This is a genomic window from Brevundimonas sp. TWP1-3 (assembly GCF_049896085.1).
In the GTDB taxonomy this organism is placed as follows: domain Bacteria; phylum Pseudomonadota; class Alphaproteobacteria; order Caulobacterales; family Caulobacteraceae; genus Brevundimonas.
This window is the reverse complement of sequence record NZ_JAFCTP010000001.1, coordinates 1,086,244-1,098,721: the sequence shown is the minus strand read 5'-3', so window position 1 is coordinate 1,098,721 and position 12,478 is coordinate 1,086,244. Positions and strand designations below refer to the sequence as shown.

The following is a 12,478-nucleotide window of genomic DNA, read 5'->3' as shown; positions in this document are numbered from 1 at the left end:
GCCCGCGCCTTACGTCACATTAAGCCTTCGCAATAAACGCCTTCGCCGTTTGAGAAGGTTTCGCGGACGCGGTATGGGACAGACCTCTCGATAACCGGCGCGAGCCGGCGATCCGCTTCGCCTGCAACCGAGGATTCCCCCCGTGTCCAAGACGACCCGAACCGCCCCCAGCTTCGGAAAGCTGAACGTCGGCGCCATGGCCCTGTCGGCCTTCCTGCTGGCGAGCTGCGGCGGAAATGGCGACGAAAAGACGGGCGAAAAGGCCGCAGGCGGCTCGCGCCAGACCGTCAGCGCCGCGACCGTCTCGCAGACCAGCCTGAACCGCACCGTGACCGCATCGGGCACCGTCTCGGCCTGGGAAGAGGTGCCGGTGGCGGCCGAGACCGGCGGCCTGACCGCCGTCGCCGTCTATGTGGACGAAGGCTCCTACGTCCGTCAGGGCCAGCCCCTGGTGCAGATGAACGACGTCCTGCTGCGCGCCCAGCTGCAGCAGCAGCAGGCGCAGGTCCAGCTGGCCCAGGCCAATGTGTCGCGTGACGACGCCGCCCTGGATCGCGCCCAGCAGCTGAAGGAACGCGGCTTCCTCAGCCAGGCGTCGCTGGACACGGCCCTGGCCAACCAGCGCGCCTCCAACGCCAATCTGGCGGCCGCCCGCGCGACCCTGGCCCAGACCCAGACGCAGCTTTCCCAAGCGACCATCCGCGCGCCCGTTGGCGGCCTGATCATCAGCCGCAGCGTGACCAAGGGCCAGATCATCGCCGCCGGGACAGAACTGTTCCGCATGGTCCGCGACGGCCGGCTGGAGCTGGACGCCCAGGTGCCCGAGACCGAACTGGGCCTGATCCGCGCCGGCCAGTCGGCGACCGTGACCTCCAGCGAGGCGGGTCAGACCACCGGATCGGTCCGCATCGTCACGCCCGAGGTCAACGCCACCACCCGCCTGGGTCTGGCGCGCATCTCGCTGTCGCCCGGCGCCCAGCTGCGTCCCGGCATGTTCGCCCGCGCCGACATCGCCGTCGGCGACCAGCCCGCGACCACCGTGCCGACTGGCGCGGTGCTGTATCGCGAGAACAAGCCCGGCGTCTTCGTCGTGAACGGCGACAGCACGGTCCACTTCCAGCCGGTGACCATCCTGTCGCGCACCGAGACCCAGACGGCGGTCAGCGGCGTCAACGTCGGCGTCCGCGTCGCCGTGGACGGGGCCGGCTTCCTGAACGAAGGCGACCGCGTCAACGTGGCCCAGGCCGTGGGCGCAGCGCCGGCCGCCGCGCCCGCCCAACCTGCCACCAAGTAGGACCGACGACCATGAATCAGATGTCGTCCTGGGCGATCAAGAACCCGATCCCGATCATCCTGCTGTTCCTGCTGCTGACGCTCGGCGGCGTGGTCGGCTTCATGGGGATGCGGATCAATCAAAACCCCGACATCGACTTCCCCCTGGTCGCCGTCACGGCCGCCCGCCCCGGCTCGGCCCCGGCGGAGATGGAGGTCCAGGTCACGCGCCTGATCGAGGATTCGCTGGCCGGCCTGTCGGGCGTGCGTCACATAACGTCCAACATCACCGACGGTGTGTCCTCCACGACGATCGAGTTCGAGCTGGGCACAGACACCGACCGCGCCACCAACGACGTGCGCAACGCCATGACGGGCCTGCGCGCGTCCTTGCCACAGGACATGCAGGAACCGGCGGTTCAGCGCATCGACATCACCGGCGACGCCCTGATCACCTATGTGGTCCGCTCGCCGACCATGACGCCGGAAGAGATCAGCTGGTTCATCGACAACGAGGTCAGCCGCGGCCTGCTGGCCCTGGGCGGCGTGGGCGAGGTCAACCGCTCGGGCGGGGTGGATCGCGAGATCCGCGTCGAGCTGGATCCACAACGGCTGTCCGCCTACGGCGTCACCGCCGCCGAGGTCAGCCAGGCGCTGAACAACGTCAACAACAACCTGCCGGGCGGCCGCGTCACCATCGCCGGGTCCGAGCGCGCCGTGCGCACCCTGGGCGCCGCGACCTCGGTCGAGCAGCTGAGCGGCACCCTGATCCCGCTGGGCGACGGCAAGACGGTGCGTCTGGATAATCTGGGCAAGGTCGAGGACAAGTGGAGCGAGCCGCGCCGCCTGGCCCGCTACAACGGCCAGGAGGCCGTGACCTTCAACTTCCTGCGCTCGCGCACCGCGTCCGAGGTCAAGGTCGCCGAACGGGTCCGCGAAGAGGTCAAGAAACTCGACGACGCCCACCCCGAACTGACGATCAGCCAGGTCACCGCCAGCGTCGAACAGATCGAGGAATCCTATCTGGCCTCGCTGGAGGCCCTGCTGCTGGGCGCCGTGCTGGCCGTCATCATCGTCTTCATCTTCCTGCGCGACTGGCGGGCCACCTTCATCGCGGCGACGGCCATGCCGATGTCGCTGATCCCGACCTTCGCCATCCTGGGCCCGCTGGACCAGTCGCTGAACGTGGTGACCCTGCTGGCCCTGTCGCTGACCATCGGCATCCTGGTCGACGACGCCATCGTGGAGATCGAGAACATCGTCCGCCACATGCGCGACGGCAAACCGCCCTATGACGCCTCGCTGGAGGCGGCCGACGAGATCGGCCTGGCGGTCGTGGCCACCACCGCCACCATCATCGCCGTCTTCGCGCCCGTCGGCTTCATGCCGGGCATCATCGGCCAGTTCTTCAAGGCCTTCGCCTTGGCGGCCTGTGTCTCCGTGGCCTTCTCGCTGCTGGTCGCGCGGACCCTGACGCCGCTGATGGCGGCCTTCATCCTCAAGCACAGCCATCACGAGGACAAGGATCCGTTCTGGATGGGCGGCTATCTGAAGGCGCTGCGCTGGTCGCTGGGCAACCGGTGGAAGGTGTTCGTCATCGGCATCCTGTTCCTGGTTGGATCGGTCGGCACGGCCATCGTGGCCAAGATGTCGTTCGAGTTCATGTCGCCCGGCGACACGGCCCGCGCCGCCTTCCAGGTCGAACTGCCGCCCGGCTCGACCCTGCGCCAGACCGACGCCGTGGTTCAGCAGGTGACCCGCAGGCTGGAGGCCCGGCCCGAGGTGACCTCCGTCTACGCCGCCATCGGCGGTCAGGACGTGACCCAGGCCAATGTCTATGCCGACATGGTGCCCAAGGGCGATCGCGACCTGAGCCAACAGGCCTTCGCCCGCGCCATGGTGGACGAGCTGAAACAGATCCCCGGCGCCCGCATCCGTGCGGGCATCGCCCAGCAGGGCGGCGGCCCCGGCGACGGCACCAGCTACACCTTCTCGATCCTGAGCGATAATCCCGACGCCCTGAACGCCGCAGCGCGCAAGGTCGAAGAGGAGATGCGCGGCGTCCCCGGCCTGGCCAATGTCGTCAACTCGGCCGCCATCGCCCGTCCCGAAATCCTGGTCACGCCGCGTCCCGACGAGGCGGCCCTGGCCGGCGTTTCGGCCGGCGCCATCTCTCAGGCCGTGCGGGTCGCCACCATCGGCGACGTGGATCAGAACCTGCCCAAATATAACCTGGGCGACCGCCAGATCCCGATCCGTCTGCAACTGACCGAGGAAGCCCGCGAGGATCTGAGCGTGCTGGAGAACCTGCGCGTTCCGGGCAACGGCGGAAACTCCGTGCCGCTGAGCGCCGTCGCAGACATCCAGTTCGGGGCCGGTCCCGCCACCGTCACCCGCCAGGACCGGTCGCGGATCGCCTCGATCAGCGCCGAGCTGGACGGCATCGCCACCGGCGCGGCAGGCGCAGCCGTCAACCGCCTGCCCTCGGTCCAGAACCTGCCCGCCGGCGTGCGCCAGGTGCCGGCCGGCGACGCCGAGTTCATCCAGGAGATGCTGACCGGCTTCGCCATCGCCTTCGCCTCGGGCATCCTGCTGATGTATGCGGTTCTGACGCTGCTGTTCAAAAGCTTCGCCTATCCGATCACCATCATGGCGGCCCTGCCGCTGGCTATCGGCGGCGCCTTCATCGCCCTGGCCATCGGGGGCGCCAACTTCTCCATGTCGGCCCTGATCGGGGTGCTGATGCTGATGGGGATCGCGGCCAAGAACTCCATCCTGCTGGTCGATTACGTCATCATGGCCGAGCGGGACGGCATGCCGCGCCACGAGGCCATCATGGACGCGGCGCACAAGCGCGCCCGCCCCATCCTGATGACCACCTTCGCCATGGGGGCGGGCATGGTGCCCATCGCCATGGGTGTGGGCGCCGACGTCCAGTTCCGCTCGCCCATGGCCATCGCCGTGCTGGGCGGCCTGATTTCCTCGACCTTCCTGTCCTTGCTCTACATCCCGGCCATCTTCACCATCGTCGACGACATCGCCGGCTGGGGCCGCCGCATCCTGAGCCGCTCAACGGCGGGACAACGGGAGTTGGCCAAGCCGAAGCCGGGGACCGTGGTGGAGTGAGGTCAGTGAGCCCTTTGCGGACCCTCGGCGGGTCCGCAAAGGGTCGTTAGCGGAACTTCAATCGCGTGCCCCCGAAGTTCTATGACGGCTTATGGGAATCGCGAGATGGGATGACGCTCAGGTGGACCCCCACAGCCGCGCACGGGCGTCGTCTCATCGTCAAGAGCGAGATAGGCGACACTCGTCTCGGAGGCGCCTGGTCCGGACTCGCAGGGCAAAAACTCGACATCCATTCGGAAGGAAATAACCTCCTTCTGAGCGTTCCCCTGAACAATGAAGGTTCGATGGGCCGACCCCTCATAGCGGTTACCGGTTTGACCGTAGAGCGCCGTCGGCGTGCCACTGTAGAAGGTGATGTCAGTCCCTTCGCGCAGGGTGACGCCGTCCTCTCTCACTTCGACAACCCAGTTTGGAAACCGCGCGGCGTAGAGGATCGAGCCTGTTCCAAATTTTGGGTCGAACTGCGGATCGGGCTCGAGCATCATGCAGGCTGATACTTGGAAGCCGACCACCAGGAAGCAAAGGGTCCGCATCACCCTGCTGCGCTCGCCATACCCGAAGATTGCTCGGCTTGAATGCCGCCGGCCTTGCGCACTAACGCTCATAGCTTGGAGTCCGCGCGCGGGAATTCGCCGCCGCAGCCGGCCGCTTGATGAGCGGCTGGCCCGAAAGCCCAATCGACGCTCGTGGGAGAAACACGACCCTCCTCGTCGACGCACGGTCGCTCCGTGATTGTGAGCACGTAAGGCAGAACGTCTTGCTCCACGAGCCCAGCGACAACATACTCCCTGACGAGTTCACCTTCATACCAGATTCCCGATTCTAACACACGGGGTTCGGGTACAGGACCCGCATATTCCAAGTGGCCTTCTCCCACCTGGTCCCGCAAAAAGATAGCGTCTTGGGTAACAACCAACGTCCAGTTATGGCCGCGCGCCTCATACCGGCCGGCTGCCGAACCATAACGATAGGGATCCATCGCGGGCAGAGCCGTGACGCATCCGCAGAGCACCAAACATACAGACCGGCCCGAGCGCTCGCATATCCACAGCCTCCCTCAACGGACGCTGACACTCCCGCATGACGTCCGCATTGGGTCGAAAGCCGAATCTGGCAACGCTTCTGAGAGCGGACATTCCCACACTCGCCTGAACACACGCCCAAAGAAAAAGGGCCGACCGGTCGCCCGGTCGGCCCTTCGTCGTTCAGCCTTGGGGGCTGACGATCAGTATCTGACCTTCAGCGTCACGCCGTAGGTGCGCGGGGCGCCGAGGTAGGCGTTGTAGGTCGCCGTGTCGGTGGCGATATTGTAGAAGGTGCCGTCGGCCTGAGGCGTGGCGACGTTGGCGAAGGCCGTGCCTTGCAGCGGGGCGGCGAAGCCGACCTGGGTGTATTCTTCTTCCAGCAGGTTCTGGCCCCAGACTTCCAGCGTCCAACGCTCATCCGCCGAACCGATCGAGACCCGGCCGTTGACGACGGTGAAGGCGTCTTGGTTCTTGTAGGGCAGCAGGTCCGAGCCGGTGTTGTATTCGGTCGAATATTTGGCCGACAGGTTGAACCCGCCGCGCAGACCACCGCCCAGTTCGCGGTCGAAGGCCAGGGCGCCGGTGACCGACCATTCCGGAGCGAACGAGGCGCGCGCGCCTGGCAGCAGCGACAACTGCGGGAAGCGGCCGGGGCTGGACAGGTCGCCGGCGCCGAACACACCGTATTTGGCGTCGGTGTAGGTGACGCCGCCCTGGAACGACAGGCCCTCGACCGGGGTGAACCAGACCATGTCCGCATCGACGCCGCGCGAGGTCAGTTCGGGGATCGACTCCACCACGAAGGCGGTGCCCAGGAAGGTGTTGAGCTGGAAGTTCTCGAACTTCTGATCGAAGTAGGTCAGGTTCAGCAGCATGGTGCGGTTGAACAGGGTCGTCTTGACCCCCGCCTCATAGCTGTCGACCGTCTCGGCGGCGAAGAACAGCGAGGCGTCCGGCGTCACGCCCGTCTGCACCCGATCCATGTTGTAGCCCGCGCCCTTGTAGCCGCGCGCATACGAACCATAGACCATGATCGACGGGTTGAACCGGTAGGACGCCTTGATGGTGCCCGACAGGTCGGTGTCGCTGAACTTCTCCTGGATCCGGCGATTGTCGTAGAGCGGGTTGGACCAGGGCAGGCACAGCAGGCCCAGGGCGGCGGCCGGGGTGGCGACGTTGGCGGTGCCGGGGATCGGCGAGACCGTGCGGTTCGCCGGGTTCTGGTTGGCCAGGGCGCCGCCGCAGGCCGCGCCGTTGCTGCCCAGATTGTCCTGAACACCCAGCAGACGCTTGCTGTCGTAGGTGTAGCGCAGGCCCAGGTTGATATCGAAGGCCTCGGTCACCCGGTAGGTGTTGTTGGTGAACAGGGCCACCGATTCCGAGCGCTGCGAATAGTGGTCCTGATACGCCTTGCCGGCCGAGAAGGTCGGGGCGGCGGCGCTGGGGGGCACGGCGCCGATGACGCACAGCGGCTGGCCCGCAGCCGCGCCGGCGGTGCCGACGAGGAAGCCGTTCGGATTGGTGAAGCAGCCAACGCGCGATGGGCTGGGACCGCCCACCGACGCCGGCAGTGTCGCCGTCAGAAGGAAGGAGGCGAAGGCGTTGTAGTCCGCGCCATAGACGTAGCTGTCGTCGCGATAGACGCCTTCCTTGGTGGCGAACAGGCCGACCAGCCAGTCGAACTTGTCCGTCGTGCCCGCCAGGCGGAACTCTTGCGTCAGGTTGTCGACGCCGTAGCCGTTGGAGCCGTCGTTGGCGCGGTACAGGATGTCGGCGCCGGTATAGTCCAGGTCCATCCCCTGCTGGAACGACCAGTCGCGGAACGAGGTCTGGGACGTCAGGGTGGCGTTGATGCTGGGGAAGTCGATGGTGGCTTCCGCCGACAGACCCATGTCCTCGATCTCTTGCGGGGTCTCGCGGTTGGAATAGGCCAGACGCGAGAAGGGCACCGTGCCGAAGCCGGCGACGGGCGGGCGCTGGCCGGGGCCGTTGGGCGCCGTCAGGGCGGCGATGAAGGCCTGGGAGGGACCGACGCGCGTCTGCACGGCGGAGCAGCAGAACTCGTCCCGCTTGGTGTAGTCGGCGATCAGGCGGACCGACACGTCGTCGCTGGGCAGGATCAGAAGCTGACCGCGCCCGGTCCAGTAGTTCTGGGTGTTGTCTTCGGTCTTGGAGTTGGGGCCGTCGCCGGTGTTGACGTCGTAGAAGCCGTCACGCTCGCGGTGGGCGACGAACAGGCGACCGGCGATCTGGTCGGTCAGGCCGCCCGTGACGGAGACCGAACCGCCGATGGCGCCGAAGTTGCCGCCGGTCAGTTCCGCCGAGATCGACGGATCGAACGACGGGCGTTCGGTGATGATGTTGATGACGCCGGCCGAGGTGTTCTTGCCGAACAGGGTGCCTTGGGGCCCCTTCAGGACCTCGATGCGGCTCAGTTCGCCCAGGTCGCCGAAGCCGACCGAGTTGCGCGAGCGATAGACGCCGTCGATGACCACGCCGACCGAGCTTTCCAGGCCGGGGTTGTCGCCCACGGTGCCGGCGCCGCGGATGCGGACGGTGGTCGAGGCTTCGGACTGGGTCGATGTGACGGTCAGGCCGGGCGTCAGGATCTGTAGATCCTTGATATCGCGCACGCCGGCGCCGTCCAGCAGTTCCTGCGACAGGGTGGTGACCACGATCGGCACGTCCTGCAGGCTCTGTTCGCGCTTCTGGGCGGTGACGATGATGTCGTCGACGGTCGCCGGGGCGTCCTGCGCGGCGGCGACGCCGGCGAAGCCAAAGACGACGGCGCCCACGACGGCGGCGGACACGGTTGTTCTGAGTTGAAGATTGCGGCGCATAGGCGTCCTCCCGGCTGAAGCCACGTTCGCACAGAGCGATCGCGGCGTTTCCTGTCCCAATCGACGTCCCCTTCTTGGGGGATCGTTCGTTATCGCTAGGCTAAGCGCGCTTCGGCCCCACGGACAAGCGAGCGTTGTTACCCGCGACGATTTTTCGCCGCGGATTGGCCTTTGTGTGTCAGGGAAGAGACATAAAACGCTGACGTTAGGTCAGTTTTTGCCCGCTTTTCGGCCCCAGAGGCTCGACGTCAGGCTGCAAGGCGACCGGGTCGGTCTGGCGGCGACGACCGGCGAAACCCAGCACGACGGCCGCCGCGATCGCCGACAGGATCGAGCCGCCGATGACGCCCAGCTTGACCTCGACCTGTTCAGGCGAATCGACCGCGCCGGGGAAGGCCAGCACCCCGATGAACAGGCTCATGGTGAAGCCGACGCCGCACAGCAGCGAGACGCCGTAAACCTGAAGCCAACTGGCGCCCGTCGGCCGCGCCCCGATCTTCAGCGCCGAGGCCAGCCAGGCCGCGCCCATGACGCCGATCTGCTTGCCGAAGAACAGGCCCAGCGCGATGGCGATGACCAGTGGCGCGAACGCCTGTTCCATCGACAGGCCGGCGAAGGACACGCCCGCCTTGGCGAAGGCGAACAGCGGCAGGACCAGGAAGGCGTTCCACGGATGCAGGTCGTGCATCGCCTCCTTCAGCGGGCTCTGGCGATCTTCCTTGCGCGCTGCGATCGGCACGATCATGGCGAAGGCCACGGCGGTCAGCGAGGTGCTGAGGCCCGACAGAACCGTCAGATACCAGACGGCGGCGAAGCCCAGCACCCAGAACGGCGTCGGAATACGCATCAGGCGCGCGCCCGCCCCCCCGACGGCGATCAGGCCCAAAGCCCAGAACAGCGGCGTCCAGTTGGCGCCCTCGCTGAACAGCACGGCGATCAGAGCGATGGCGCCCAGGTCATCGACGATGGCGAGGGTCAGCAAGAAGACCCGCAGCGACGACGGCAGCCCCTTGCCGACGAAGCCGAAGATGGCGAGCGCAAAGGCGATGTCGGTCGCCAGCGGAATGGGCCAGCCGGCGTGCGGCGCCCCCATGGTCGCGGACAACAGCAGATAGACCGCCGCCGGTCCCGCCATCCCGCCCAGGGCCGCCAGCACGGGCGTCGCCAGCTTGCGCGGATCGCTGAGTTCGCCGCGCACGATCTCGTATTTGATCTCCAGCCCCACCACGAGGAAGAAGATCGCCATCAGACCTTCCTTGATCCAGTCGGAGATCGACTCCTCCAGCCGGATCGGACCGATCTGAAGCACGTGATAGCTCTTCAGCCAGGTGAAATAGTCCCCCGCCCACGGCGAGTTGGCCACAAACACGGCGGCGATGGCGGCGAGCGCCAGGGCCGAGCCGGATGCGGCCTCGGTCTTGAGGAAATCGAGTGTCAGTTTGCGCGCCACGGCGGCCTCCATCGGAATACTGAAGCTGTCGTGACGCCAGGTTATCGACGGGCGTCGGACCGGATTCGCCGCCCCTTTCAGAGCGCGCCGGCCTGGCCGCGCGGAGCGACCTGATGGCTGAGGTCAGGATAGAGGATGCGGCCTGCCAAGCCAACCATCCGCCCCTGCCTTTCGTCATTCTCCGGCGAGCGCAGCGAGACCGGGGAACCCAGCGGCGCCGAAGGCGATGCGTCCGCCGCACCATGCTGGGACATCCACTCCGCGACAGGTTCGCGCTCACGCGCGCCGCTGGGTCCCCCGGTCGCTTCGCGCCGGAGGATGACGAAAGAAGAACGAGGCGGTTGCGCTTGAGGGCCTCGACACGCACCTAGCGGCCATGCCCGTCTCCCCCGCCTACCGCCCCGAACCGCGCTTCTTCGACCTGGGCGCCGACTACGCCGATGCGGTTCAGGCCGCCGACTTCCCTCAGACGATCCTGCGGTTCCGCAACGACCGCGCCGCCGCCGAGGTCGGGCTGGAGGGGCTGAGCGAGGTGGAATGGATCGCCGCCTTCGGCCGGTTCGAGCCCCTGCCCGGCCAGCCCGGCCCGATCGCCATGCGCTATCACGGGCATCAGTTCCGTCACTACAATCCCGACCTGGGCGACGGGCGCGGGTTCCTGGCGGCGCAGATGCGCGACGCCTCCAACCGCTTGATGGACCTAGGCACCAAGGGGTCGGGCCGGACGCCCTGGTCGCGCAGCGGCGACGGGCGGCTGACGTTGAAGGGCGGAGTGCGCGAGGTGTTGGCGGCGACGATGCTGGAGGCGCAAGGCGTTCCCACCAGCCGCGCCTTTTCCCTGATCGAGACCGGCGAGGCGCTGGAGCGCGGGGACGAGCCGTCGCCGACGCGGTCCGCCGTTCTGGTGCGGCTGTCGCACTCCCATGTGCGGTTCGGGACGTTCCAGCGCGCGGCCTATCTGGGTCGCCGCGATCAGATCGAGGCGCTGATCGAACATGTCCGCACCCTGTATCACCCCGGCGTCGCCGCCGGGGACGCGCCCGGCCTGCTGACCGCCATCGTCGAGGCCTCGGCGAAACTGACGGCGCGCTGGATCGCGGCGGGCTTCGTTCACGGCGTGCTGAACACTGACAATCTGAACGTCACGGGCGAGAGCTTCGACTACGGCCCCTGGCGGTTCCTGCCCGAATACGACCCGGCCTTCACCGCCGCCTATTTCGACCAGACCGGCCTCTATGCCTTCGCGCGTCAGCCGGAGGCGGTGTTCTGGAGTCTTACTCAGTTGGCCGGGTGTCTGAAACTGGTCGCCGATGTGGAGCCGTTGACGGCGGCGTTGAACGGGTTCGGCCAGGCCTATATCCGCGAACTGCGCGCCGCCTTCCTGATGCGGCTGGGTGTGCTCAGCCTGGGCGAGGCGGCGGATCAGCGGCTGGTCGATGCGACCCTGGCCGTGTTGCGGGAAGGCGGCGCGGCGATGCGGTGGGAGCCGCTGTTCTTCGACTGGTTCGGCGGCTTCGCCTCCTCGGCCCGCGCCCTGTCGGGACCCCGCGCGAAACTGTATCAGGGCGAGGCCTTCGACGCCTTCCGCTTCGCCTTGATGGAACATGAACCCGACCGGATCGAACGGCTGGAACATCCGATGTTCGCGCCCCGCGAGCCGGAGGAGATGCTGATCGACGAGGTCGAGGCCATCTGGGCCGCCATCGCGACCGCCGACGACTGGGCGCCGTTCCACGCCAAGCTGGCCCGGCTGGAGGCCGCCCGCGTCGCTTGGGGCTTCAGCGCCTGACGCCGAACCTTACGAAAGCTTCATCTCGTTTATCGATAATGTTATTGCTCGTTTATCGATAAATCCATATCGACAGTCACCAAGGCGGTCGCGGAGGGCGACCCGATTGGAGTGACGAAAAATGAAAATGATCGGTAAGCGATCCATCGCCAGCGCAGTGCGTCTGGTCCTGGGTTTTGGAAACGTCTTCGTGATGATCGGTGCCATCGCGGTCGGGGGCGCCTTGGTCGTCAGCCTGATCTTTCCAAGCTTCGGCGCAGGGCTGATGGACGGGTTGAGAGGCGTCGACGTCGATCCCCATACCAGTTTCGAAATGACGGGCAGGCTGACCCTGCTGGGCGCTTTCCTGGCCTGCGGCTTCACCTGGTGGATCATCAACCGGCTGCGGCGCATCCTGCTGTCGGTCAATCAGGGCGACGCCTTCGAGTTCGCCAACGTCAAACGGCTTCAGGCCGTGGGCCTAGGCCTGATCGGGATCCAGTTGACGGCGCTTCTGCTGGTCTTCGTGGCGCCGCAGAGCATCGGGCAGTCGCCGTCCGACTATGACTTCGACCTGGGGTCCTGGCTGGGCATCCTGGTGGTCTTCATCCTGGCCGAGGTGTTCCGGCAGGGGTCGGCCATGCGCGACGAACAGATGACCACGGTCTGAGAGGGGCGCGCCATGATCATGATCCAGCTGGACCGCCTGCTGCTCGAACGCCGCATGTCCCTGACCGAACTGTCCGACCGCGTCGGCGTCACCCTGGCCAATCTGTCGATCCTCAAGACCGGCAAGGCCCGCGCCGTCCGCTTCTCCACCCTGGACGCCCTGTGCCGCGAACTGGACTGCCAGCCCGGCGACCTGATCGTCCAGACGCCGGGGGTGCATCCCGACACCTGAAAATAGCAAGCGTCATTGTCGCGATGTAAATGACGCTTGACTTACCATTGATGCAGATCGTAAAGCTCCCTTGTCACAACGACAGGGGAGCTTGTC

8 protein-coding genes are annotated in these 12,478 nt (G+C 66.7%); 5 read left to right on the top strand and 3 right to left on the bottom strand.

The window, feature by feature from the left end:
• Window positions 1-142 precede the first annotated feature (142 nt).
• Both ACP693_RS05585 and ACP693_RS05580 read left to right on the top strand, forming a co-directional pair.
• Window positions 143-1,294: an efflux RND transporter periplasmic adaptor subunit gene (locus ACP693_RS05585; protein WP_426018289.1), complete on the top strand. Its 1,152-nt coding sequence runs from the start codon at window positions 143-145 to the stop codon at window positions 1,292-1,294.
• Window positions 1,295-1,305: 11 nt separating this feature from the next.
• Entirely contained in the window at window positions 1,306-4,398 is a 3,093-nt protein-coding gene (locus ACP693_RS05580) for an efflux RND transporter permease subunit (RefSeq protein WP_426018291.1), read from the top strand.
• Between the two features lie 89 nt (window positions 4,399-4,487).
• Here the strand turns inward: ACP693_RS05580 and ACP693_RS05575 are convergent, their stop codons facing one another.
• The 3 genes from ACP693_RS05575 to nhaA form a co-directional block, all read right to left on the bottom strand.
• Entirely contained in the window at window positions 4,488-4,883 is a 396-nt protein-coding gene (locus ACP693_RS05575; protein ID WP_426018293.1) for a hypothetical protein, read from the bottom strand.
• A gap of 740 nt (window positions 4,884-5,623) precedes the next feature.
• Window positions 5,624-8,263 (bottom strand): TonB-dependent receptor, encoded by a 2,640-nt coding sequence (locus ACP693_RS05570; protein WP_426018295.1) that lies wholly within the window; start codon window positions 8,261-8,263, stop codon window positions 5,624-5,626.
• A 205-nt stretch (window positions 8,264-8,468) separates the two neighbouring features.
• A complete protein-coding gene (gene nhaA / locus ACP693_RS05565) occupies window positions 8,469-9,713 on the bottom strand; it encodes a Na+/H+ antiporter NhaA (RefSeq protein ID WP_426018298.1) in 1,245 nt (414 codons plus the stop codon).
• Window positions 9,714-10,089: 376 nt separating this feature from the next.
• Between nhaA and ACP693_RS05560 the strand changes: the two genes are divergently transcribed.
• The 3 genes from ACP693_RS05560 (at window position 10,090) to ACP693_RS05550 (ending at window position 12,382) form a co-directional block, all read left to right on the top strand.
• Entirely contained in the window at window positions 10,090-11,502 is a 1,413-nt protein-coding gene (locus ACP693_RS05560) for a protein adenylyltransferase SelO (protein ID WP_426018300.1), read from the top strand.
• Window positions 11,503-11,623: 121 nt separating this feature from the next.
• Entirely contained in the window at window positions 11,624-12,151 is a 528-nt protein-coding gene (locus ACP693_RS05555; protein ID WP_426018302.1) for a DUF2975 domain-containing protein, read from the top strand.
• A gap of 12 nt (window positions 12,152-12,163) precedes the next feature.
• Complete coding sequence (locus ACP693_RS05550) at window positions 12,164-12,382, top strand: helix-turn-helix domain-containing protein (RefSeq protein WP_409719844.1); 219 nt, start codon at window positions 12,164-12,166, stop codon at window positions 12,380-12,382.
• The last annotated feature ends 96 nt before the right edge of the window (window positions 12,383-12,478 follow it).